We start from the raw sequence: 24,174 nt of genomic DNA, 5'->3' as shown, positions 1-24,174 counted from the left end.
ACTTATTACATCAACACATAAATAATGTAAATTAATTATTATTGAATACTAGCTTGAGATTTATCGTCTTTTTTAGATATATCAACCTCAACCCACTCTGTTGGTTTAAGTTCTTTTGTTAAAGCTATTTTTATAACCTGATCAGCATATTCAACTGGAGTTATCTTAATGTCATCTATAATTTTTTTAGGCATATCTACTAAGTCTTTTTCATTTTCTTTGGGAATTAAAACTTCTTTTATTCCAGCTCTATGTGCAGCTAATAATTTTTCTTTCAAACCACCAATTGGTAGAACTTGGCCTGTTAATGTTACTTCTCCTGTCATTGCTAAATCTCTTCTTATAGGAATGTTGGTAATTGAAGATACTATAGATGTGACCATTCCAATACCAGCGGATGGTCCATCTTTTGGTGTTGCTCCTTCTGGAACATGAATATGAAAATCTTTTTTTTCAAAAATAGGAGGTATAATTCCATACTCTAAACATTTTGATCTTACAAAAGATTTTGCTGCTTTAACTGATTCTTGCATTACGTCACCTAATTTACCAGTAATTTGCATTCTTCCTTTTCCTGGCATTGTAACAGTCTCAATTTTTAAAATTTCTCCACCATATTCAGTCCAGGCAAGTCCTGTTACTATGCCCACTCTATTTTCGGTCTCTAACTCTCCAAACTTAAACTTTGGAACACCTAAAAAATCAGATAAATTTTTATTATTTATTCCAACCTCTTTTTCTTCACCAGCTACAATTTTTTTTACAACTTTTCTTGCAAGTTTAGAAATTTCTCTTTCAAGATTTCTTACACCAGACTCTTTTGTGTATCCTCTAATAACTTCTTTTATAATATCATTATCCAGTTTCATTTCTTTCTCTTTAACACCGTTATCTTTAATTTGTTTAGGTAATAAATACTTATTCGCGATGCTGATTTTTTCATCCTCTGTGTAACCTGCTAATCTAATTACTTCCATTCTATCTAATAAAGGAGGTAAAATATTTAAAGTGTTGGCAGTCGTTACAAACATCACATCAGATAAATCATAATCAACTTCTAGATAATGATCATTAAACGTTGTGTTCTGTTCAGGATCTAGAGCTTCTAATAATGCTGAAGACGGGTCTCCTCTATAATCATTTCCAATTTTATCTATTTCATCTAATAAAATTAATGGATTTTTTGTGCCAGCTTTTTTCATCATCTGAATAATTTTTCCTGGTAAAGAACCAATATAAGTTCTTCTATGACCACGTATTTCAGCTTCATCTCTCATTCCACCAACAGACATTCTTACAAATTCCCTATTTGTAGCTTTTGCAATTGATTTTCCTAAAGAGGTTTTTCCAACACCTGGAGGTCCAACCAAACATAAAATTGGTCCTTTAATTTTTTCCATTCTTTTTTGAACAGCTAAAAATTCTACTATTCTCTCTTTAACTTTTTCTAATCCAAAGTGGTCTTTATCAAGAATATCTAGAGCTTTCTTTAAATCTATATCTACTTCACTTTTTTTATGCCATGGAAGTTCAGTCATCCAATCTAAATAATTTCTAACAACTGTTGCCTCTGCAGACATAGGACTCATATTTTTTAATTTCTTTAATTCTTGTAAGCATTTCTTCTCTACCTCTTTTGGCATCTTTGCTTTTATAATTGCTTTATTCAGACTGGTTGTTTCATCTTTGCCATCTTCAATTTCACCAAGTTCTTTTTGAATAGCTTTTAGTTGCTCATTTAAATAATACTCTCTTTGTGTTTTTTCCATCTGGGTTTTAACTCTGCCCCTAATTCTTTTTTCAACACCAATGATGCTTGTTTCATTTTCCATTATTTTAATAATGGCATTTAATCTTTTCTTTAAATCTACAGTTTCAAATATTTGTTGTTTTTCAGAAATAGTAGCTGTTATATGAGATGCAATATTATCTGCAATTTGTGAAGGATCTTTTAATTGTTTAATTGTGTTTATGGTTTCATTAGAAATTTTTTTATTTATAGATGTTAATTTTTCTAACCTTCTTAAAGCTGTAGCAGCTAAAGGAAATAAATCCTCATCTTTAGATAAAACATCGTTATAGTGTGTGTAATCACATGTTATAAACTTTTCATTATCCTTAAAGTCCAAAATTTTTACTCTTTTAATGCCTTCTACTAAAACTTTAACTGTGCCATCTGGTAATTTTAACAATTGTAAAATACTTCCTTCACAACCATACATAAATACATCTGTTTTCTTAGGATCATCAATTTCTGAATTTTTTTGAGTTACTAAAATAATTTTCTTATCTTTTTTCATCACTTCATTAAGTGCTGAAATAGACTTATCTCTTCCTACAAATAAAGGTATCACCATACTTGGAAAGACCACAATGTCTCTTAAAGGAAGTAGGGGCAGTGAAATTTTAACATCCATATGAACAATATGGATATTATATTTTATAATGCAATAGGTATTTATTACTTATTAAGGATATTAAGCCGCTGTTGTCTTAGTAGACTTAGATTTATTGTCACCTTTAGCATGAACTAAAATTGGTTGTGACTGTCCTTTTGCTGCACCAGAATCAACAATAACTTCTTCTATATTATCTTGGCTTGGAAGATCGTACATTGTTTTCAACAAAATATTTTCTAGAATTGACCTCAAACCTCTTGCTCCAGTTTTTTTGCTAATTGCTTTTTGCGCTATTTCTTTTAGAGCATTTTCTTTAAATATTAGTTTAGCACCATCCAATTTAAACAACTCTTGATATTGCTTTGTTAAAGAATTTTTAGGTTCTTGTAATATTTTTATTAAAGATTTTTCATCTAAATCTTCAAGTGTTGCTATCATTGGAAGTCTTCCAATAAATTCTGGAATTAATCCAAATTTCAATAAATCTTCAGGCTCTAATCCTTTCATCCATTCACCAGTTTTCTTATCTTGTGTATTTTTTACATCCGCACCAAAACCAATTGAAGAACCTTTATCTCTTTGAGAAATTATTTTATCAAGACCTGCAAAAGCTCCTCCACAAATAAATAAAATATTTGTTGTGTCTACTTGTAAAAATTCTTGTTGAGGATGCTTTCTTCCTCCTTGAGGTGGAACACTTGCAACTGTACCTTCCATTATTTTCAGAAGAGCTTGCTGAACACCTTCACCAGATACATCTCTTGTAATTGATGGGTTTTCAGATTTTCTACTTATTTTATCAACTTCATCAATATATACTATTCCTCTTTGAGCTTTTTCCACATTATAGTCAGATGCTTGCAACAATTTTAAAATAATATTTTCTACATCTTCTCCAACATAACCTGCTTCTGTTAGAGTTGTTGCATCAGCCATTGTAAATGGAACGTCTAAAATTCTAGCAAGAGTTTGTGCAAGCAATGTTTTTCCACAACCTGTAGGACCCACTAAAAGTATGTTAGATTTTGAAAGCTCAACATTTTTACTTGTTTTGCTTTCATAATTTAATCTTTTGTAATGATTGTGTACTGCAACAGATAATACCTTCTTAGCATGAGCTTGACCAATTACATAATCATCTAATACTGAACAAATTTCTTTTGGAGATGGAAGTCCATCTTGATGTTTTACAAAAGTATCTTTGCTCTCTTCTTTTATAATGTCCATACATAACTCAACACATTCATCACAAATGAAGACCGTTGGACCAGCAATCAACTTTCTTACTTCGTGTTGACTTTTTCCACAAAAAGAACAGTAAAGAATATTTTTATTATTTGTAGTCATTTTAATTTTTATAACGAATCAATTAAATTACTTTATTATAGAAGACTCACACTAATCAAGTTTCGATTAATAATGACTCAATATATTGTGTATTAAGATCTTTTTTCTACTACTTTATCAATAAGACCAAAAGATTGTGCGACATCTGCAGTCATAAAATTATCTCTTTCAAGAGCAGATTTTATTTCTTCAACACTTTTTTCAGTATGCTTTGAATAAATTTCATTAAGTCTTTTCTTTAAAGACAAAACTTCATTAGCATGAATTTCAATATCAGTTGCCTGACCTTGAAAACCTGCAGATGGTTGATGAACCATTATTCTTGAATTTGGTAATGAAAATCTTTTTCCTTTTGTACCAGCTGCAAGCAAAAAAGAACCCATTGAAGCTGCTTGACCTATGCATAAAGTAGAAATATCTGGTTTTACATATTGCATTGTATCATAAATACCAAGTCCTGCTGTAACCAAACCTCCAGGACTATTAATGTATAAATAAATTTCTTTTTTTGGATCTTCAGCTTCTAAAAATAGTAATTGAGCAGTTACTAATGAAGCAACGTTATCATTGATTTGACCTGTTAAAAAAATAATCCTTTCTTTTAATAATCTTGAGTAAATATCGTAAGCTCTTTCACCTTTGCTAGATTGTTCAACTACCATTGGTACAAGATTACTCATATGTTCTGATAATTTTATTGTCATAAGTTGATTCGTTCTACTTATACAACTTGAGATTACTTTTTGCTAACTTTTTTTGTCTTTTTCGCTGCAGGCTTTGATTTTGCCTTTTTAGTTGCTGATTTTTTTTCTTTCGCAGATATTTTGGAGGATTTTTTCTTCTTATCTTTTTTTTCTTCTCCATGATCATGTTTATGAGCTTCTTTTAAAATCTTTTCAGCCTCTTCTTTTGAAATTTCTTTCTTATTTGCTTTACCTTTTTCTTTAATTAAACTTAAAATTTTTTCTTCATATACACTTCCTCTTAAACTTGCTAACGCAGAGGGGTTTTTTTGATAAAAATCCATAACCATTTTTTCTTGTCCAGGCATCATTCTTAGTTGTTTTTGTACTTCGGCCTGAACCTCTTGTTCTGTTACTTTAATTTGATTTTTTTCACCAAACTCATTTAGAATTAATCCAGTTTTAATTCTTGTTTTTGCTTTTTCTTCAAAATCTTTTTTATTTTTCTTCACTTCATCCTCAGACATGCCTTGTGAAAGAACTTTAACTTCTTCCTCAACTAAGTTTTCTGGAACTTCATCTATTTTAATTTTTTCTATTTCTTTTAAAATTTGGTTTTTAGATAATTGATCTAGAGAATTTTTATATTCATCATTAATTTGTTTCGAAATTAATACTTTTAAATCTTTTAAATCTTTTGCTCCTAAATTTTTTGCAAAATCATCGTCAATTTTTACTTCTTCTGATTGCTTAACATTTAAGATCTTGCAATTGAATTGGGCTTTTTTATTTACTAATTCTTTTTCAGGGAAATTTTCTGGCAAAGTTGCTTCTACAATTTTTTCATCATCTTTTTTTACTCCTATCAATTGTTCATCAAATCCTTTCAGGAATAAATCTTTACCTAAAGTTAGCTGAGTGTTCTTTCCTTCGCTTCCTTTAAAGTCCTTTCCATCAACTGTTGCTTTGTAGTCTATGGAGACTAAATCACCTTTTTTAGCTTTTGTATCAGGGCTTACTTCCTTAAAATTTGGTTGGTTTTTTGCAATTTCTTTTATTCTTTTATCAGTTTCACTCTCATCAATTTTAACAGTGTATTCGTCAAATTTAATATTTTCTAAAGACTTAATTTCTACTTTTGGTAACTCCGTGACTGACAAAACATACTCAAGATCTTTATCTTCACCATAAGTTTTTAAGTCAAGCTTGGGTTGACCGGCCGGTTTAATTTTATTTTCTTCTAGTGCTTTAGTTGATGTTTCTTTTAAAACTTTATCTAAGACCTCTCCAAAAACTGCTTTACCAAATTGTCTTTTTAAAATTTCTTTTGGAACTTTACCTGGTCTAAATCCTTTAAGATTTACACTACCTTTAATCTCTTCATATTTTTCATCCAAATAAGAGTTTATTGTCTCTTTATCGATAAAAACTTTAAGATCTTTATTTAAACCTTTTTTATTTTCTACTGTAACTTTCATAATATTTTAATGGTAGGGCGAAAAGGACTCGAACCTTCACATGTTGCCATATTGGTTCCTAAGACCAACGCGTCTACCAATTCCGCCATCGCCCCACAAATTACGAGGTTTTATATATTATTGAAACTATTTGTCCAATGACAATTGTTAAAAAATTATCTATTTATCTAACATAATTTATACTAATTTATAAAAAATGATTATTTCACCTTGCATAAGCATATGTAAAACTGATCCATCAACAGGTTATTGTTATGGTTGTGGAAGAAGTAATGAGGAAAAAAGACTTTGGAAGTTAGAAGAAACAACTGATGATTGGAAAAAAGAAAATATAATCGAAATTGAAAAAAGGCTTACTGGTTGGCAACTTGAAAGTTTTAAAGAATCATACTCTTACAAAATCAAGAATGGCATGTCTCTTTTCAAGAAAAACTTAATCAAAGAGTAAAATAAATTATGAGTAAAGTTAAAATTGTAAGTATTGTCTATGCTATAGGGATTATTATTGGTGCTTTATTCTTTGATGTTTGGGGGGCAGACACTACTCCTTTAAAAACATTGTCGATATTTGCCTGGACTGTAATTTTTATTATAGCTTTATTTTTTGTAGATAAGAATGAAAGAAAATAAGTTTTTAATATTTTTTTTATCATTTTTTTTTATATCCCTTAATTCTCAATCAGAAATAATTGTATTGAGCAAATGTGATCATAAGGAGGATGGTTTTTTAAAAAATGAATATATTTTGAATCTTAATGAATTAATTATGACAAGAAATTATGTTTATAACGAAAAAACATATCAAAAATACAGAATTACAGATTTAAGTGTAAAAAAATCAAACACTTATGTTAGAAATATTTATCAAGAAGAGGGAAAAATACTGACACTTAAACATGGGTATCCAAAATTTTATACCCAAATATTATTTGAGAAAGATAAACCAGATATTTATATTAAAGCTGTTTTAAACGATGTTGAAAGTTTATCAAAAATGTCAACTTGTAAAAAAATAGAAAAATTTGATCAACAAAGTTAATCTTTATTTTTTTTTTCCTCTTTATTTTTTGTTAGAAACTTTTTTTTGAGTTCAAATCTACTATTTGTAATATTTGAACGATGCTTTGCATATGCTTGCTTTTGTGCCTGTCTCATGGCTCTTTTTGATGACATAATTATTTAATTTAATATTCAATTTCTAAAGTATCAATAACTTTTAAGCTATTATCAGATATAACAATCTCTCCAGATGATGGTGAGTAATTTAAAATTTCAGAAATCACTACATAATGTGTAACGAAAACTAAATTTTGATCTTTATCCCAAGTACTAATAAATTTATCAAAATCAATAATTTGCTTTTTTCTATTATTGGCAAATTTTGTACTAAAAAATGAATTTAGAAAATTTTTAGTTTCATATTCTTCAAAGGCAATAGATGCTGTTTCTTTACATCGACACCATTCACTAGAATAAACTTTTCCAATTGAAATTTTATTTTTCTTAAAAAAATTACCAATTTTTTGTGATTGAACTCTACCACTATCACTTAAATTTCTTTGAGTTGTACATTCGTTAATATCGAAATTATCTGGATCGCCGCCACCAGGGGCATAAGCATGTCTTATAAAAATTAATTTTCCACCCTTTTGCAATTCGTCTATTAAAGTTTTTTTTGAATCTCCTTTAACTGAGGGATTAATACATATAAATATTATGACTAAATAATTTAAAATTTTCATTTATGAATATTAAAATAGATAGTTTAAATAAAACAATTCTTAAATGTAAAAAATGTCCAAGACTTGTTAATTTTGTAAAAAAAATTTCAACAGAAAAAAGAAAGCAAAATATAAATGAAACTTACTGGGGAAAACCAGTCACAGGTTTTGGCGAAATTCATGCAAAAATTTTAATAATTGGATTAGCCCCAGCAGCGCATGGGGGCACACGAACAGGAAGGGCTTTCACGGGAGATAAATCTGGAGATTTTTTATTTAAATGTTTATTTAAAGCTAAAATTTCAAACCAACCAAATTCAGAAAATCTAAATGATGGTCTTAAATTAAAATCAACATATATAACTAATATTTTAAAATGTGTTCCTCCAGGAGACAAACCTAAAATAGAAGAGCTTAATAATTGTTCAAAATATTTTGATAGCGAGATTTATAATTTAAAAAAATTAAAAACTATTATTGCATTAGGAAAAGTGGCTTTTGATAATTGTATTAAATTTTATAAAAAAAAATACAATTTAAAAGAAAAGATAAAATTTATTCACGGAAAATCCTATTTACTACCAGGAAATATTAAATTAATTGCCTGTTATCACCCTAGCCCTAGAAATGTAAATACTAAACTTATATCTGAAAGAATGATTGTAGACTTATTTAAAAAAGCTAGAAAAATATCTATGAACTAGAAGTATAGGGTTGAAAGTCTGATAAGATTTTTTCTGGAATTTTAACTGGCTTAAATTTTTCATTTATAAATACTAGATGAATTTTAGCTTCTACGATCAATTCCTCTTCTTTAAATATTGATTGATTCATTAAAAACGAAGTTTTTGAAGTAGAGTCTACAAAAGATTTAATTTGTAAATCATCTTCTAAATATGCAGATTTTTTATATTCAATATTGCACGATTTAACAATTATAAGAGCACCAAAATCATTTTTTATTTTTGTATTGCTTAATCCAATAGTTGATAACGCTTCAGTTCTGGCTCTTTCTAAATATTTTAAATAGTTAGCATAATACACGACTCCGCCAGCGTCTGTGTCCTCATAATATACTTTAACATTATGAGTAAAGTTTTTATGCATAAATTAATAATATCAAATAAATAAAAATTTAATAGAAACTAAGATACAATATCTAAGATGAAAATTTATATAATTTGGTTAATCGGAGTAATTATATGGAACTTTGGATTTCCAAATGCAATTCCAATTGCTGATGTTATCGCAGCTATTTTATTATCGTTTTTAAGTATTGGATTAAAAAAGTATATAAATGATAATTAATCTGCTGAAAAATAAATATTCTGAAAATAAGAAATTGATTTCATTTTAGAATTATCAGTATCAGCCATTATAGCCAGACCATCTAGTTCATTCACATCTAGATCATGAAATTTTTTAAAATCCTCTTTAACATTGGCTTTTACTGTTACCCATTCATTTAAGTTGTCTTTAGTAGTTGCTAATACATTGTCTATAGATTTTTTTGTATAAGGACTGGGTCTATTTTCACCAACTTCACTATTACTTGAAAAAACATAATTAATTGCTCTATTTGATAAAGGTGTAGCTCCAGTTTTTTTAATCGCAAAAACACGGGCAGCATAATCATGTCCTTTTTTCGTATTCTCTTTAATTCCACGAAGATCTTTCTCAATTTTCCATGTAATATTGATAAAAGGTGTTTTATTTAGGTCAATTTTGATCTCTTTTCCTAGGCCTGAGGCAGCATTATCTGCTACGGCTTTTAAATAATTACCATTTTCATTTGATCCAACAGTATAAGAAGTCTTGTTATCTGCTCCTCTTACTTTACGGATCTCAAGTGCTGATAATTCTTTTTCAGTAAATTCAAAAACTTTTACAGTTTCTGCATGTGCCGAGCTAAGAAAGATAAATGATGTAATAAAAATATAAAAAATTTTTAACATGTTCTTCTTATAGATAGATTATTTATAAATTCAATATTCAGTCACAATTTCAACATTCTAAATTCAAAATTGATTGTTACATAAGTCATATGAAAATAATTTCTGTGTTTATGCTTCTTATATATTGGTCAATAATGATCACAGCGCCAGTTATGGGTAAAAATTCTATCAAAAATCAAAATAAAGATCGAAAAATAGTTTCAAATTTTTGAGACTAATATGTGGATCTACCTCCACTAATATCAAATACCGCAGCTGTAGAAAAAGTGTTTTCTTGTGAAGAAAGCCAACAAACTAATGAAGTGAACTCATGTATTTCAAGAAATCTTCCTCTTGGCACCTTTGACAGCATTCTTTGTACATGCTCTTTACTCATTTGATCTAAAATTCTAGTTTTAGCACCTGCTGGGGTGACAGCGTTTACAGCTATATCTTTGTCAGCTAATTCTTTACCCAAAGCTTTCGTTAACCCAATTGCGCCAGCTTTTCCTGAACTATACGCGCTTGCATTTGCATTACCATCTTTGCCTGCAACGGAAGCAACATTAACAATTCTTCCATAGTTGTTTTTAATCATATTTGGGACAATTGCTCGGCAGCAGTTAAAAGTACCCATTAAATTTATCTGGACTATTTTATTCCACATTTCGACATCATACTCCCATAAAGGACCTGTAGGACCTGTTATCCCGGCATTATTGATTAAAATATCTATATTTAATTTTGAAGTTATGTCTGCAACGTTTTTCTCTACATCTTGATAATTTGATATATCAACTACATTGTAAAATAAGTTTGGGTTTTTTACTTCATCAACTGCTGATTTAAGAAGCTTTTCATCGATATCCCATATAAACACTTTAGCACCAGACTCTAAAAATCTTTTTGCAACATCTAAACCAAACCCTTGAGCTCCACCAGTAACTACAGCTGTTCTATTTTTAAAATCAAATGTGTGCATTAAAAATTATTTTTTTGCTAACAAGTAGTATGTTATCCACGCAACAAATGCACCTATTATCCAAGCATAAGATTGTAAAAACATTAAATTAGTATTCCAAATTGTTGACGCTGAAAAAATAAATCCTAATATTAAAGAATAAACACCTTTTATATGCCAACCACCTGAATAATAATAAGCACTCTCTTTATCTATAGAATATAGGTCTTTATTACTTAATTCTTGATTTTTAATTAAATAATAATCAGCTGCCATCACCCCAAATAAAGGACCAAAGAAAGCACCAAAAGTATCAACAAATGATAAAATTCCTATTTGACTCAATATAGTCAGCCAGAAGATTGCGATAAACAAACCAAAAAAAGCAATTAAATAACTAGCGCTTTTTAAACTTAATATTGAGGGAGCAAAATTTATTAGAGAGTACTGAGATGGGATAAAATTGGCAACTAAATTTGTAGAAGCTGAAGCGATTATAATAAAAAATAAAACTACTATTGTTATTTGTATGTTGTCTAACTTTCCAACTATATCTGTAGGATTAGTAAAAATTCTATCTATATCTGAAAATTTCTGATTAAGAAAAACATCAGTACCTGTGACGATAAAAACAGATAAAAAAGAAAAAATAATTAAATTCAAAATTAAACTTAAATTTCCTTTTTTTAATTCTTGCTCATTTTTTACATACCTAGAAAAGTCACCAAAACTAATGATTGAAATTGAAAAATAAGCAAATATTGTTCCGGAAACTGTTAGTAAAGGAGCCAAATTATTAACGTCTAAAAAACTATTTAGACTAAAAATATTTGAAAAAGCATCGGTAGTTATTTTTACATCACTTAATAAAACAACAAAGAAAAAAATAAGCATACCAACATAGACTGTCATAGCTGAAAAATTAATTATTGTTTTATTATACTGCATCCCAACTGTAAAAAACAAAGTCTGCAGAACAATTGTTATTACTATTGCAAACCAGTCAATAATATTTAAACCAAAATAAAAAATAATGAAAATTTCTTGCTCTAATAAGGAATTATCAATTGAAAAAATTGTTATTCTTATCAAGTATACTAATATTTTAGATAAAAAATAAGTTTGGATACCAAATAAAAAAATGCCAACCAAACTTCTGACTAATCCAAATAATTTAGCACCATTAAATCCTAAAGAAGATCTTAATAATACTGCAAAAGGTAAACCAAATTTTTGAGAAGGCTTTCCAATTGCATTTGAAAATAAATAAACAAACAAAGATCCCAATATTATTCCGAAAAATACTACAAATACATTTAAGCTATACATTAAGTAAAGCGAAGAGATTAACGAGAAACCAATTACACTTTGTACATTAGCACCCCAAAAACAAAAAAGATCTTTCCAATTCCAAGTTTTGTAATTTGGGTTAACTGTCACCAGGTCCCAATTTGAAAGAGAATATTTTACTTTTGGCTGATTCACTAAATTTATTTTAAACTAATAAATTCTACTGTCCATATAAGAGAGTTGGCAACCATAAAGCAATTTTAGGAAATATAATAATTAAAACCAAACCTATTATTTGAAGAACCATAAATTGCATCATTCCGTAATAAATATCTTTTAAATCCCATTCTGGAACTACACCTTTTAAAAAATATGCTGAGAGTGCAACAGGTGGAGATAACCAGGCGGTCTGGAGATTAACAGCTACTAGTATTGCAAACCAAGTTAAATTAAATCCTAACGCTTCTACTAATGGCAAAATTATTGGAACAATAATCATAACTATCGGTACCCATTCTAATGGCCAACCCAACAAAAATATCATGACCATAATCATTCCTAAGATCAGATATTTATTCATTTCTAAACCTAATAAAAACTCTGTTAATAAAGTTGGTGTTCCCAATCTTGCAAATACTGCTCCAAAAAAATTTGAGGCAGCAACTAAAACCATAATCAAAGCTGTAATTTCTAAAGTTTTAACTAAAGCCTCTTGGAGTTTTGATAATGTTAATTTTTTATATGCTAATGAAAGTAGCAATGCACCCATTGCACCACACCCAGCAGCCTCTGTTGGTGTAGCAAAACCAAATAAAATACTTCCTAATGCTGCAAAAACTAATGCTGCGGGTGGAACTAAACCTAAAAAAAACTCAACCCAAACTTCTTTCATACTAGCAGCTCGCATTTCTTCTGGAAGAACAGGCCCTAGTTTTGGGTTTATCATACATCTGATTGTGGTGTAGCCTGCATATAAACTTGCGAGAAGGATTCCTGGAATAATTGCAGCAGCAAATAAATCTATAACTGGAATTTCCATTATCGGCCCCATAACTACAAGCATGATACTGGGTGGAATTAGAATTCCCAAAGTTCCACCAGCTGTAATTGTACCTGCAGCTAGTTTTACATCGTAATTTGATCTGTTCATTGATTTTGCAGCCATAATTCCCAAGATAGTAACTGAAGCACCAACTATTCCAGTTGCAGCTGCAAAAATAACTGAAACAAATAATACTGCGTAGTATAGTGAGCCCTTTACTCTAGCTAACATCATTTGAAAAGCTGAAAATAACCTTTCCATTAAACCTGCTTGTTCCATCATTATTCCCATAAATACAAAGAGCGGAACGGCGGCGAGAGTTTGTTCTGTCATCACCATCGAAAATTGGAGCGTCATTAAATAAAAAACTAATTTTCCAAATCCTAAATAACCAAATACAAAACCTAAAAAAATTAACGTAAAAGAAATTGGAAATCCAACAAAAATTGCAAAAAGCATTACTCCAACTAAAATAAAACCTAAAATAGCTGGATCAATTAATTCTGCTATCATTTATCTTCTCCTGGCCATTCACCCTTTTTAGCTGCCCAGTAACTCTTTAGTAATTCTGAAAATCCTTGAATAAGTAAAAATATAATTCCAATTAATAAACATGATTTGATTGGCCACATATATGGCATCCAGGTAGTGTCCATTCCTCTTTCACCTCTTTGGATAGACTCTACAACAAATCCAAAAGTCATATAAAAAAATACTATTAAACCTGGGAAATAAAATAAAAGATACAGCCAAAAATCGATTAATCCTTGGTTTTTAATTTTAAAATTTCTGTATAAAAAATCTGCTCTAATATGAACTCCTTTTGAAAGTGCATAACCTGCACCTAGCATAAAAAGAGCTCCATATAAAAATCTGCTAATATCATAAGCCCATATTGTCGGTGCTAAAAATAATTTTCTAGCAAGTACCTCATAGGTCATAGCAAAAATAAGTGGCATTAATATCCAACAGACTACGCTACCAACTCGCTTGCTAAATTTGTCTATATTAATTATAGACTTTGCCATCCAAGATGGCATATCTTCTGGCATTTTCCCTGAACCACCTCGCCTTTCGGCAATCATTTCATCTGAAATATCTAATTTACTTGGTTCGTCTGCCATAGAAATTTTTATTAAAAAAAATTAGAGCGGACTTATTAGTCCGCTCTAATGTTTTAATTATTTAATGATTACTTTAATGTTGCTGCGTGAGCCATTCCTAGCTTCGCATTTGACATTTGAGCACCACTCCAGAAAGGAACTGCTTTATCAGCAAATACTTTCATAGAGTCATAAACTTCTTTGAAAAATGCATTTTTTTCAGCATTTTTGTTCAAAGTTGCTTTAGCTGCTGCCATATACTCAGTGAAGTAGTCAGATGGAGTATCTTCTAAAATCACTCCATGTTTTGTTGTAAGTTCTTGTAAAGCTTCACCATTTGATAAAATTCTATAACTTAAAGATTTTATCAAAGACGCATCAGCCGCCACTTCAAGAGACTTCTTCTCATGTGCAGTCATAGCATTATATGTTTTTCCAGTAATATAAAAGTCAGCATTTACCACTACTTGGTGTAAACCTTGTAAATAATAGTGCTTTAAAACTTTTTGGAAACCAAAAGTTAAGTCTGGCTTTGGACAACACCATTCAGCCGCATCAATAGTTCCTGCTTCTAAAGCTGGTAGAATGTCTCCACCACCCATAGCAACAGATGCTATACCGATGTCTTTATAAGTTTGTCCTGGAATTCCTGGAGGAGTTCTGAATTTATATTTTCTAAAATCAGCCATATCTTTAATTGGTTTTGGAAACCAACCTAAAGCCTCTGGCCCAACAGGTTGAAGCATAAATCCTTTGATGTCTCTTCCCATTTCTTTCCATAATTGATCATAAAGCGCTTTTCCGCCACCATATTGGAACCAAGATAAAAACGCTAAATTATCTATACCTATTCCACCACCAGCTACAGGAGAACCAAATAGCATTGCAGCAGGGTGTTCACCTGACCAATAGTGAGTCCATGCAAATCCACAGTCAATTAAACCTTTGTCAACAGCATCAAGAGTCTCTTTAACTCCAACAACTGCTCCTGCAGGTAAGATTTCGAATTTTAAAGATCCACCAGTTAATTCAGTTACTGTATCAGTAAAGTCCTTTAACATCTTAACTTCATCAGCTTTAGTGTTAAGAACTGTCTGACATTTTAGTGTTTTTGCAGCATTAGCATTTGAAATAAATCCAAATACCATCGTAACTGCAAATAACATTGAAATGATTTTTTTCATATCGTTTTTCCCTCTCTATATTTTTAAAAATGAAAGCTTGTCAAAGAATGAAATCTAAAACAAGTGTTAATATTGGATTATTTTAATTTTTTTTTGTACAGAAATGTTACAAATAAAAAAAATTTAATTTATAAGAGTTCTAAGTAATGGATAATTTTGATTATATTATAATTGGTGCTGGATCAGCTGGATGTGTTCTTGCTAATAGAATTTCATCTAATCCTAAGAATAAAGTCTTACTTTTAGAGGCAGGGGGTAAGGATACTAATCCATGGATACATATTCCTGGAGGGTATTTTAAAACAATGCATAATCCTGAGACAGATTGGTGTTTTAACACAGAGGAAGAGCCTTTCTGTGACAATAGAAAGATGACTTACCCAAGAGGAAAAACACTTGGAGGAAGTTCTTCTATTAATGGAATGCTTTATATTCGAGGGCAATCAAATGATTATAATTATTGGAGACAATTAGGAAATGTTGGCTGGTCATGGGATGATGTGCTTCCTTATTTTAAAAAATCTGAAGATTTCCAATTTGGAAAAAATGAATTTCACGGTTCTGGCGGACCTTTAAAGGTAGAAAAAATTAGATCTACATTCAAAGTTTTAGATTTGTTTTTAGAAGCTGCAGAGGAATTTGGATATAAAAAAACTGATGATTTTAATAACGGCGATAATGAGGGAATGGGATATTTCCCTTTAACTGTAAAAAATGGTTTTAGATGTAGCACAGCAGTTGGTTATTTAAATCCTATAAAAAGTAGAAGTAATTTAAAAATTATAACTAAAGCTCATATCAAAAATATTGAATTTGAAAATAAGATTGCCAAAAAGGTCAATTTTTGGACTGGTGATAAATTAAATACTGTTGAGGCAAATAGTGAAATAATTTTAAGTGCTGGTACTATTGGATCTCCACATATTCTTCAAGCTTCAGGTTTGGGGCCAGCAAAATTATTAAAAGATAACGGTGTTGAAGTATTAATGGAAAATAAAAATATAGGCCAAAACTTAACTGACCATCTAATGTTAAGACCTGTATATAAAATAAAAAATTTAGAAACATTAAATGATATTTATTATAGTTTTACTAAAAAAATATTTACTGGATTAAAATTTTTATTAACACGAACTGGTCCTCTTACAGTTGGTGCTAGTTATTTGTGTGGTTTTGTTAAGAGTGATCCACATTTAGAAACACCTAATCTACAATTTCATGTTTCTCCTGCTAGTACAGATCTCTTAGGAAAATCATCTTTACACAAATTTCCTGCTTTTACACCAACCATTACAAATGTAAGACCTACTAGCAGAGGATCTATTGAACTTAAATCTTCAGATACAAGAATTCCTCCAAAGATTAAAATGAATTATCTATCTACAGATGAAGATAGAGAAATAGCAGGAAAGTCTATTAAAATAGTAAGAAAAATAGTTATGGAGTCCAAAGCCTATAAAGATTATAGACCAGAAGAACTAAGACCAGGCATAAATGTTACTGACAATGAGCAGTTAGCTGTTGAAGCGGGAAAATATGCTAATACAATTTTTCATCCTGTAAGTACATGTAGGATGGGAAAAGATGAAAATGCTGTTGTGTCTGATCAATTAAAAGTTCATGGAATTAAAAACCTAAGAGTGATAGATGCGTCTGTAATGCCATATATTACTTCTGGAAATACTAATGCACCTACTATTATGATTGCAGAAAAAGGTGCTGACATGATACTACAGCAGTAATGTTTGCAGAATTTTTTACACCTGAACAAATAGCAATATTAACTCAAATTATTCTTATTGATTTAGTTTTAGCTGGAGACAATGCAATTATAATTGGAATGGTCGCATCTAAATTTCCACCGGAACAAAGAAAAAAAGTTATTTTCTGGGGAATTGGTGGCGCAGTTATTTTAAGAATTATTTTAACATTGCTTACCGCATATCTTTTACAAATTACAGGTTTAAGGTTAATAGGTGGATTACTGCTACTTTATATTGTTTACAAACTTTATGTGGATGTAATAAAAGGCTCGGAGACCGAAGAAGACATTAAAGTAGATAGCTCTAGTTTTTTAAAGGCTATTTGGACTGTTCTATTAGCTGATTTTACAATGAGTTTAGATAATGTCCTGGGTGTTGCGGGTGCAGCTGGCGAACATTATGGACTACTTGTATTTGGATTAGTTTTATCAATAGTTTTAATGGCAACTGCAGCAACTTTAATTTCTGGATGGATTAAAAAATATAGATGGATAGCTTGGCTTGGATTGTTAGCCATTTTAATTGTAGCAGTTGAGTTGATTTACACAGATATTAAAATATTATTCTTTTAATGTATCTTCAAAAAATAAATCTTAAAAACAAATACGCTTTAGTTACTGGTGCAGGTAAAGGATTGGGAAGAGCTTGTTCTATTGCACTAGCTGAAGCAGGGGCAACAGTTATAGCTTTAAGTAGAACTCCTTCAGATTTAAATAAATTAGAAAAGGATATTAAAAAAGCTAAAGGGAAAATTATTAAGGTTTCGTGCGATGTAACGAACTATGAAGATTTAAAACAAAAATTAGATAAAATTAAAATTATTGATGTATTGGTAAATAATGCAGGAACTAACATTCCAGAACCCTTTGAAAAAATTAAACAAAAAAGCATGAATTATCTTGTAGATTTAAATCTAAAAGCAGCATTTAACGTGGCACAACTTGTTGTAAAAAAAATGCTTAAAAATAAAAAAAGACCTGGTTCAATTGTAAATATGTCATCACAGCTTGGTCATGTGGGTATGGGAGGAAGAAATATATACAACATGACGAAATTTGGTATTGAGGGACTGACTAAAGGAATGGGGGTAGAGTTGGCTAAAAAAAATATCAGAGTTAATACGGTAGCGCCTACTTTTGTTGAAACGCCTATGGTTAAAAATTTTTTTAAAAATAAAAAATTTAAAAAATTAGCTCTTGGAAATATTCCTATGGGTAAAGCAGCTACTGAAAGTGATGTTGCCACAACTGTTTGTTTTTTAGCATCATCTGCATCTTCAATGATTACGGGAACATCAATAATTATAGATGGTGGATGGACAGCTCAATAATTTATAGACTTTTTTTTGTTTTTTTAATTTTTATATCACCAGTAAAAGCTATTGAATTTCAAGGTAAATTTCTACAAGGTCATTTTATATTAGGTAAAACTGATCCTAACGCTAAAATTTTAGTTGGAAAAAAAGAAGTTAAAGTATCAAAAGATGGTTTTTTTGTTTTTGGTATAGATCGAGATCAAAAATATGATCTAAAATTTACAAAAATTATTAATGGAAAAAAATTAATAATTACAAAAAAAGTTTTAAAGAGGAAATATAATATACAAAGAATAGATGGTTTGGCAGAAAGTAAAGTCACCCCACCTGAGTCTGTTTATAAAAGAATTAAAAAAGAAAATAATGCAATTGGAGAAGCAAGAGCAATAAATTCTGATCTGCAATTTTTTAAAGAAAAATTTATTATGCCAGTTGAGGGTATAATCAGTGGTGTTTATGGTAGTCAAAGAATTTTAAATGGTAAACCAAGATGGCCTCACTATGGAATTGATATTGCGGCCAAACAAGGAACGATGATTAAATCATCTGGTTCGGGTGTTGTTACTATGGCTGAAGATGATTTATATTATACTGGTGGAACAGTTATAATGGATCATGGTCATGGAATATCCACTATATATTCTCATTTAGAAAATGTTTTGGTCTCAGTTGGTGATCAAATAAATCAAGGAGACATAATTGGAACTGTAGGGTCAACAGGAAGATCAACAGGACCACACTTAGATTTTAGAATTAATTGGTTCCAAACAAGACTTGATCCGATGTCAGTGATAAATTAAAACTATTCTTTGAAATGTACCTTTTTAAATATTTAGCCTATTCTATATGAAAAAGTTATTATTTTTTTTCTGTTTTTTTTTTAGTTTATCCTCAAAAACATTATCATCCGAATATCATTGGATAGAAGTTTTAAAAACGGACAATGGAAATATTTTCTTTATTGATAAAAATTCGTTAAACAAAGAAGATGATAAAGTTTTTTTTATCAAATTGCATGAATATTCAGATTTTAATGATTATGGAGAAAAATCTAGCATTATTCATCATAAAGTAGATTGCCTGAAATTTAGAATAAAATATTTGAAAGACTTTTACTACAAATTACCTATGGGCAAAGGCGAGTTATCTTTTTTTGGTGAAGAAGAATCAAAATGGATTGAAGCAAAGAAAGATAGTCTTTTATTATTTTTCATTAATTTTGTTTGTAATTACTAAAATATTAATTTTACTAAATTTCAGATTTTGCTCTAATGCGCTCATAAATCAACCTAGCTCTAACTCCTAAACTTAAAATTGGATCAGAAGGAAGCCAAGTAGGTTTATTTCTTGCTTCAATAACTTCTATCTCTTTTGTATTTTCATTGCTTGCTTTGATTGCTATTTGTTCTCCAAATAAGGTACCAACTCCAATTCCAGAACCATTATAACAGCCTGCTACAAATATATTATCATCAATTTTTTCAAAAATTTGAGAACTATTTCTTGTTCTTGAAACAATGCCTGACCAAGAAGATTGAATAATATCATCAGGTAATTCAGGAAATCTTTTTTTAATTCCAAGTCTTTGTTTTAATGATCTTTTCTTCAATTCAGTTTTAGGCATTTGATAAGGATTATAAACCTCTGCAGTATTTCTTATTAAAATTCTTCTATCTTTAGTCATTCTTATCGTAGCCCCCATTGGTCTAACAGGTAACACTCCCCACTCTTTAGGCTCTCCAAGAGATATAAACTCCTTATCCAATAAAGGCCTAGTCATACTAGCTGTCAAAGTAATAGGAAAATTATAATTAGACTTTACACCTAAAGACTTGAGAAATCCGTTTGTAGCAAAAATAATCTTTTTAGTTTTAATTAAACCATTTTTAAATTTACAAATAACTGTGTCTTTAACCTTCTCCCAATTTAATAATAAAGAATTTTCATAAAGATTTATATTTTTGGGCAAGGTGTCAATCATAGCTCTAACTAATTTACCTGGATGTAATAAAATTCCCCCCTTTGTATGAAGAGCTATATTGTAAAAATTAGTACCTAGTCTTTTTTTAAGTTCTTTGTTAGATAATAAATTGTGTTCAAAACCTAATTTAGTTAAGGTGTTAGAAAAATTTTCTAATATTTTTTTATCTTCTAGCTTTGATGAGGCAAAATATTTTCCACATTCATTCCAATCACAATCTACTTGATATTCTTTAATAAATCTTTTGATGGTCTCTATTCCTAATTTATAAATATCTGTCTTTTTTTTATAATTATCTAATTCTTTATTAGAAGTAAAACCATCATTTAATGTTGTATCGACTAGATAACCAGAGTTTCTAGCACTTGCACCCTCTCCTGCCAGCTGAGCATCAACAATAAATATTTTTTGCTTTGGGTGTAATTCACTTAATTTTCTTGCAGCAGATAAACCTGTGTAACCTGCTCCAATTATTAGCCAATCACAAGTTTTATTTTTTTTTATTTCAATAATATTTTTTCTTACATTTAAATTTTTTAACCATGCACAACTATTATCATTTACAACTTGCATAAAAATTAATTTAATTTATTTTTATAATAATTAAAAAAAATTATTTAGTAATTATTAATTGTAAAAAAATGTTTTAAAAAAATAAAAATTTAATTTGTCTTAAATAAAATGAGTAAGCATTATTTCTCAAAACTTTTTTTGTTTTTTTTTCTTTTTTTAAGTTTTTTTTTAATTATAGAAACTGAGAATTATAAATTTCCAACTTCAAAAACTTTTATCGCACTATTTATATTTAATATAATAATTATAAGTATTTTTTTCTTTAAAGAAAAAAGATTTTTAATTTATGTAAATTTATTTGTATTTTTTATTTTAATATTTTTTATAAATTTATTTCTTTTTATAAAAAACCCATCAAATACTTCGACTATTAAAAAATTTAAATTTGTGAATGAAAATAACTATTTTCCTGAAGTCCCACCGATAACACATTTAAAAAATAATCTTGAAATTCTTCCACTTTCAGGTTTGTCAAACGTTATGACAGTAACAGCAAATGAAAACAATTATTGGGGTACATATTTATCAGATGAATATGGTTTTAATAATGAAAAAGAACAACATATTAAAATAATTAACGCAAAAAATAATAAACTAATTTTTTTGGGAGATAGTATGACACAAGGAAGTGCAGTTTATCAAAATGAAAATTTTGTAAGTATTATTAATGAAAATAAAAATTTTACAGCCTTAAATCTTGCTTATGGTGGAAATGGATTGCTCCTCTCTTTAGCAACTTATATAGAGTATGGAAATCATATTCAAAATTCAAATATAATTTTTTGTTTTTATGAAGGTAACGATTTTTTTGAATATGAAGTAGAAGAAAAAAAAAATAAAAAATTAAAAAAATATTTAACTGGAAATTTTTCTCAAAATCTAATTAGCTTAAACGAAAAGAAAGATAGTATTGTTAAGGATAAGGTTTCACAGCAAAATAAACTTATAGAGGAAGATAATTTACTTAATAAAATTAATTACTATTACAATGAAATAATAAAAATGAATACTATTAGAAAAAGAATAGGCTTGTTAAATAATAAAAAAGAAATTTACGCTTATAGCTCTGAAAATTTTAATGTACTAGAAGAAATACTGGATTTATATAAAGTGTTGGCAACTAAAAATAACTCTTCATTTACTTTTATTTATATACCTGCGAGAGAACATTTTTATGTTGGAAATACGTACCAAGATAATTATGAAAAAATAATAACAATCCTAAATAGAAAAAATATTAAATACATAGACTTATATCAAGAAATGAAAAATTATGGTGATCCTTTGAGTTTTTTTCCAGCAAAAATAATGAGGCACTTTAGTGCTGAAGGTCATAAAAAATTGTCAAAAATATTAATTAAAAATTTAATTAATTATTAAATTATATTGATCTATAATTTTTATTTTAAGTTTTTAGTCCAATAAAAACTTATATAAATAGTTTTTTTTTAACTTAGGATCTTGTTTTTTTTTATCTAAAATGCAGTTTCCTATTACCAAGTAATCTAGATCTGTTCCCATAAAACAATTAAAAGCATCTATTGGTGTATTCACAATTGGTTCACCTCTTACATTGAAAGAAGTATTCACTATTACTGGACAGCCAGTTTTTTCCTTAAACTTTGAAATTAAATCATAGTAACGATTATTTGTACTTTTTGTAACTGTTTGAATTCTAGCTGAATAATCAACATGGGTTACAGCGGGAATTTCTGACCTCTTAATATTTAATTTATCTATACCAAAAAGATTTTTTTGTTCATCATTTATTTCAATTTTTTTATTTGAATTTATATTTGCTACTAATAACATATATGGACTATCCACATTCATCTCAAACCAGTCAGATAAATCTTCTCTCAAAACTGAAGGTGCAAAAGGTCTAAAACTTTCTCTATATTTAATCTTAAGATTTAAATTTTTTTGCATCTTGTTAGATCTTGGATCTGCTAAGATTGATCTTCCTCCTAGGGCTCTAGGACCAAATTCCATTCTACCTTGGAACCATCCTATAGCTTTTTCATTTGATAAAAGTTCTGCTGTTTTATTAATCAAATGTTCATAGTTTAACGTTTCAAAATTAGCACCCATGTCTTTCAAATCTTTTTCAATATCATCTTGACTGAATTTATTTCCTAAATATGAGCCTTTCATATCATCATTTGAGTTTACTGTTCTTTTGTGTCCAAGATCAATATGCCACAATGCTAAAGCCGCACCTAAAGAACCTCCTGCATCACCGGCAGCAGGTTGGATCCAAATATTATCAAAAATTTTTTCTTTAAGAATTTTTCCATTTGCAACACAATTTAACGCTACACCTCCGGCTAAACATAAGTTTCTAATTCCATATTCCTCTCGAATAGATTTTGCCAACTTAATCATAATTTCTTCGGTAACTTTTTGAATTGATGATGCAATATCCATATGAAATTGAGTTATTTCTTCATTCTTTGGATTACGAGGTTTTTGACCAAATAAACTATTAAATTTTTCATTTATCATCGTGAGTCCAGTTGCATAATTAAAATATTTTTGATCTAGTCTAAAAGTACCATCTTCTTTCAAATCAAATAATTGTTTTACTTTATCCTCATAAATAGGAGTTCCGTATGGAGCTAAACCCATCAATTTATATTCACCACTGTTTACTTTAAAACCTGTATAATACGTAAATGCTGAATAAAGTAATCCAAGTGAATGAGGAAAATGAATTTCTTTTTTAATTTCTAAAGTTTCATTTTTTCCTACTGCAACTGTAGTTGTTGCCCACTCACCTACGCCATCTGCAGTTAAAATAACTGCTTCATTAAAAGGTGATGGAAAAAAAGCACTCGCTGCATGACTTAAATGATGATCTGAAAAAAAAATATTTTCGTCAGAGTTATAATTTTCATCATGTTGCTGAAGTTTATTAAATAAAAGATTTTTTTGAAAAAGCTTTTCTTTAATCCATAAAGGCATAGCTTTTGCAAAAGAGACAAAACCTTTAGGTGCAAAAGCTACATAAGTTTCTAATAATCTTTCAAATTTTAAAAATGGTTTTTCAAAAAAAACTATTTGGTCTACTTCACTTAACTTTAAATTTGAAAATTTTAAAACAAACTCAATTGCATTATAAGGATAGTTTGCATCATGTTTTTTTCTAGTAAATCTCTCCTCTTGTGCTGCCGCAACAATTTTCCCATCTACCAAAATACAAGCGGCACTATCATGATAAAAAGCTGAAATACCTAAAATTGAACTCACTTTAAAAAATTGTGTATATAAATGGAGCTACTGCTGAACCTTGAGTTAAAACAATTAAACCTCCAAATAAGACTAAAACGATTATAATTGGTAAAAGCCAATATTTTTTTCTTACTTTCAAAAATTCCAAAAATTCTTTGATAAAACTCAT

The 24,174-nt window shown here is 29.1% G+C and carries 28 protein-coding genes and 1 tRNA gene; 12 read left to right on the top strand and 17 right to left on the bottom strand.

All coding sequences use genetic code 11. The annotated features are described in order from the left end of the window. Window positions 1–38: 38 nt before the first annotated feature. From lon to ACTT88_RS02450, 5 genes are all read right to left on the bottom strand, one after another. Window positions 39–2,417 carry an endopeptidase La gene (lon, locus tag ACTT88_RS02470; protein WP_440907790.1) on the bottom strand — a complete coding sequence of 793 codons (2,379 nt, stop codon included), beginning with the start codon at window positions 2,415–2,417 and terminating at the stop codon, window positions 39–41. Window positions 2,418–2,477: 60 nt separating this feature from the next. Further along, window positions 2,478–3,746 carry an ATP-dependent Clp protease ATP-binding subunit ClpX gene (gene clpX / locus ACTT88_RS02465; RefSeq protein WP_440907789.1) on the bottom strand — a complete coding sequence of 423 codons (1,269 nt, stop codon included), beginning with the start codon at window positions 3,744–3,746 and terminating at the stop codon, window positions 2,478–2,480. A gap of 92 nt (window positions 3,747–3,838) precedes the next feature. Further along, window positions 3,839–4,450: an ATP-dependent Clp endopeptidase proteolytic subunit ClpP gene (gene clpP, locus ACTT88_RS02460; RefSeq protein ID WP_440907788.1), complete on the bottom strand. Its 612-nt coding sequence runs from the start codon at window positions 4,448–4,450 to the stop codon at window positions 3,839–3,841. Window positions 4,451–4,482: 32 nt separating this feature from the next. After that, window positions 4,483–5,907, bottom strand: a complete 1,425-nt coding sequence (gene tig / locus ACTT88_RS02455; RefSeq protein ID WP_440907787.1) for a trigger factor — start codon at window positions 5,905–5,907, stop codon at window positions 4,483–4,485. Between the two features lie 10 nt (window positions 5,908–5,917). Next, window positions 5,918–6,002 (bottom strand) — tRNA-Leu (locus ACTT88_RS02450). A gap of 101 nt (window positions 6,003–6,103) precedes the next feature. On the opposite strand from ACTT88_RS02450, the gene ACTT88_RS02445 reads away from it, so the two are divergent. From ACTT88_RS02445 to ACTT88_RS02435, 3 genes are read left to right on the top strand one after another with little or no spacing between them, the layout of a single operon-like run. Further along, window positions 6,104–6,355 carry a DUF1289 domain-containing protein gene (locus ACTT88_RS02445; RefSeq protein WP_440907786.1) on the top strand — a complete coding sequence of 84 codons (252 nt, stop codon included), beginning with the start codon at window positions 6,104–6,106 and terminating at the stop codon, window positions 6,353–6,355. An 8-nt stretch (window positions 6,356–6,363) separates the two neighbouring features. Then, window positions 6,364–6,537, top strand: coding sequence for a hypothetical protein (locus ACTT88_RS02440; protein WP_440907785.1), 174 nt, complete (start codon window positions 6,364–6,366; stop codon window positions 6,535–6,537). Continuing rightward, window positions 6,524–6,946: a hypothetical protein gene (locus ACTT88_RS02435; protein ID WP_440907784.1), complete on the top strand. Its 423-nt coding sequence runs from the start codon at window positions 6,524–6,526 to the stop codon at window positions 6,944–6,946. Before ACTT88_RS02440 ends, ACTT88_RS02435 begins: the two co-directional genes overlap by 14 nt. On the opposite strand, the gene ACTT88_RS02430 is transcribed toward ACTT88_RS02435, so the two are convergent. Beyond that, window positions 6,943–7,080, bottom strand: coding sequence for a hypothetical protein (locus tag ACTT88_RS02430; RefSeq protein WP_440907783.1), 138 nt, complete (start codon window positions 7,078–7,080; stop codon window positions 6,943–6,945). The two genes, ACTT88_RS02435 and ACTT88_RS02430, sit on opposite strands and share 4 nt — an antisense overlap. A gap of 11 nt (window positions 7,081–7,091) precedes the next feature. After that, the gene (locus ACTT88_RS02425) at window positions 7,092–7,649 is read right to left on the bottom strand and encodes a histidine phosphatase family protein (protein WP_440907782.1); all 558 of its coding nucleotides are present in this window, start codon (window positions 7,647–7,649) and stop codon (window positions 7,092–7,094) included. A 2-nt stretch (window positions 7,650–7,651) separates the two neighbouring features. Here ACTT88_RS02425 and ACTT88_RS02420 point away from each other — a divergent pair, with 2 nt between their 5' ends. Continuing rightward, on the top strand, window positions 7,652–8,332 hold the full coding sequence (locus ACTT88_RS02420) for a uracil-DNA glycosylase (protein ID WP_440907781.1): 681 nt from the start codon (window positions 7,652–7,654) through the stop codon (window positions 8,330–8,332). On the opposite strand, the gene ACTT88_RS02415 is transcribed toward ACTT88_RS02420, so the two are convergent. Further along, the gene (locus tag ACTT88_RS02415; protein ID WP_440907780.1) at window positions 8,322–8,735 is read right to left on the bottom strand and encodes a YbgC/FadM family acyl-CoA thioesterase; all 414 of its coding nucleotides are present in this window, start codon (window positions 8,733–8,735) and stop codon (window positions 8,322–8,324) included. The genes ACTT88_RS02420 and ACTT88_RS02415 overlap by 11 nt on opposite strands. 57 nt (window positions 8,736–8,792) lie before the next feature. Here ACTT88_RS02415 and ACTT88_RS02410 point away from each other — a divergent pair, with 57 nt between their 5' ends. After that, window positions 8,793–8,936: a hypothetical protein gene (locus ACTT88_RS02410; RefSeq protein WP_440907779.1), complete on the top strand. Its 144-nt coding sequence runs from the start codon at window positions 8,793–8,795 to the stop codon at window positions 8,934–8,936. Here ACTT88_RS02410 and ACTT88_RS02405 read toward each other — a convergent pair. After that, the gene (locus ACTT88_RS02405) at window positions 8,933–9,583 is read right to left on the bottom strand and encodes a DUF3047 domain-containing protein (RefSeq protein ID WP_440907778.1); all 651 of its coding nucleotides are present in this window, start codon (window positions 9,581–9,583) and stop codon (window positions 8,933–8,935) included. The two genes, ACTT88_RS02410 and ACTT88_RS02405, sit on opposite strands and share 4 nt — an antisense overlap. An 89-nt stretch (window positions 9,584–9,672) precedes the next feature. On the opposite strand from ACTT88_RS02405, the gene ACTT88_RS02400 reads away from it, so the two are divergent. Beyond that, window positions 9,673–9,795 (top strand): hypothetical protein, encoded by a 123-nt coding sequence (locus ACTT88_RS02400; RefSeq protein ID WP_440907777.1) that lies wholly within the window; start codon window positions 9,673–9,675, stop codon window positions 9,793–9,795. Between the two features lie 2 nt (window positions 9,796–9,797). Here the strand turns inward: ACTT88_RS02400 and ACTT88_RS02395 are convergent, their stop codons facing one another. The 5 genes from ACTT88_RS02395 to ACTT88_RS02375 all read right to left on the bottom strand — a co-directional run bounded on the left by ACTT88_RS02395 (window position 9,798) and on the right by ACTT88_RS02375 (window position 15,142). Beyond that, on the bottom strand, window positions 9,798–10,544 hold the full coding sequence (locus tag ACTT88_RS02395; protein WP_440907776.1) for an SDR family NAD(P)-dependent oxidoreductase: 747 nt from the start codon (window positions 10,542–10,544) through the stop codon (window positions 9,798–9,800). Window positions 10,545–10,550: 6 nt separating this feature from the next. Next, window positions 10,551–12,008 (bottom strand): cytosine permease, encoded by a 1,458-nt coding sequence (locus ACTT88_RS02390; protein WP_440907775.1) that lies wholly within the window; start codon window positions 12,006–12,008, stop codon window positions 10,551–10,553. Window positions 12,009–12,033: 25 nt separating this feature from the next. Beyond that, window positions 12,034–13,368 (bottom strand): TRAP transporter large permease, encoded by a 1,335-nt coding sequence (locus tag ACTT88_RS02385; RefSeq protein ID WP_440907774.1) that lies wholly within the window; start codon window positions 13,366–13,368, stop codon window positions 12,034–12,036. Next, on the bottom strand, window positions 13,365–13,979 hold the full coding sequence (locus tag ACTT88_RS02380) for a TRAP transporter small permease subunit (RefSeq protein ID WP_440907773.1): 615 nt from the start codon (window positions 13,977–13,979) through the stop codon (window positions 13,365–13,367). Before ACTT88_RS02380 ends, ACTT88_RS02385 begins: the two co-directional genes overlap by 4 nt. A gap of 68 nt (window positions 13,980–14,047) precedes the next feature. Then, window positions 14,048–15,142, bottom strand: coding sequence for a TRAP transporter substrate-binding protein (locus ACTT88_RS02375; protein WP_440907772.1), 1,095 nt, complete (start codon window positions 15,140–15,142; stop codon window positions 14,048–14,050). A gap of 146 nt (window positions 15,143–15,288) precedes the next feature. On the opposite strand from ACTT88_RS02375, the gene ACTT88_RS02370 reads away from it, so the two are divergent. The 5 genes from ACTT88_RS02370 to ACTT88_RS02350 are packed head-to-tail and all read left to right on the top strand — an operon-like array spanning window position 15,289 to window position 19,456. After that, window positions 15,289–16,884, top strand: coding sequence for a GMC family oxidoreductase (locus tag ACTT88_RS02370; protein ID WP_440907771.1), 1,596 nt, complete (start codon window positions 15,289–15,291; stop codon window positions 16,882–16,884). Further along, window positions 16,884–17,477 carry a TerC family protein gene (locus ACTT88_RS02365; protein ID WP_075485547.1) on the top strand — a complete coding sequence of 198 codons (594 nt, stop codon included), beginning with the start codon at window positions 16,884–16,886 and terminating at the stop codon, window positions 17,475–17,477. Before ACTT88_RS02370 ends, ACTT88_RS02365 begins: the two co-directional genes overlap by 1 nt. Then, window positions 17,477–18,235, top strand: coding sequence for an SDR family NAD(P)-dependent oxidoreductase (locus ACTT88_RS02360; RefSeq protein ID WP_440907770.1), 759 nt, complete (start codon window positions 17,477–17,479; stop codon window positions 18,233–18,235). Before ACTT88_RS02365 ends, ACTT88_RS02360 begins: the two co-directional genes overlap by 1 nt. Further along, complete coding sequence (locus tag ACTT88_RS02355; RefSeq protein WP_440907769.1) at window positions 18,220–19,020, top strand: M23 family metallopeptidase; 801 nt, start codon at window positions 18,220–18,222, stop codon at window positions 19,018–19,020. Before ACTT88_RS02360 ends, ACTT88_RS02355 begins: the two co-directional genes overlap by 16 nt. 46 nt (window positions 19,021–19,066) lie before the next feature. Then, window positions 19,067–19,456: a surface-adhesin E family protein gene (locus tag ACTT88_RS02350; protein WP_440907768.1), complete on the top strand. Its 390-nt coding sequence runs from the start codon at window positions 19,067–19,069 to the stop codon at window positions 19,454–19,456. A gap of 13 nt (window positions 19,457–19,469) precedes the next feature. On the opposite strand, the gene ACTT88_RS02345 is transcribed toward ACTT88_RS02350, so the two are convergent. Continuing rightward, the gene (locus tag ACTT88_RS02345; protein WP_440907767.1) at window positions 19,470–20,774 is read right to left on the bottom strand and encodes an NAD(P)/FAD-dependent oxidoreductase; all 1,305 of its coding nucleotides are present in this window, start codon (window positions 20,772–20,774) and stop codon (window positions 19,470–19,472) included. Window positions 20,775–21,161: 387 nt separating this feature from the next. On the opposite strand from ACTT88_RS02345, the gene ACTT88_RS02340 reads away from it, so the two are divergent. After that, the gene (locus ACTT88_RS02340; protein ID WP_440907766.1) at window positions 21,162–22,154 is read left to right on the top strand and encodes a hypothetical protein; all 993 of its coding nucleotides are present in this window, start codon (window positions 21,162–21,164) and stop codon (window positions 22,152–22,154) included. Window positions 22,155–22,187: 33 nt separating this feature from the next. On the opposite strand, the gene ACTT88_RS02335 is transcribed toward ACTT88_RS02340, so the two are convergent. Next, window positions 22,188–24,023, bottom strand: a complete 1,836-nt coding sequence (locus tag ACTT88_RS02335; RefSeq protein ID WP_440907765.1) for a carbamoyltransferase family protein — start codon at window positions 24,021–24,023, stop codon at window positions 22,188–22,190. A 1-nt stretch (window position 24,024) separates the two neighbouring features. Beyond that, complete coding sequence (locus ACTT88_RS02330) at window positions 24,025–24,174, bottom strand: DUF5989 family protein (protein ID WP_440907764.1); 150 nt, start codon at window positions 24,172–24,174, stop codon at window positions 24,025–24,027.

The sequence above is a fragment of the Candidatus Pelagibacter sp. genome (genome assembly GCF_052046145.1).
Taxonomy (GTDB): Bacteria; Pseudomonadota; Alphaproteobacteria; order Pelagibacterales; family Pelagibacteraceae; genus Pelagibacter.
The sequence above is the reverse complement of the archived record's forward strand: the minus strand, read 5'-3'. Positions and strand labels throughout refer to the sequence as shown.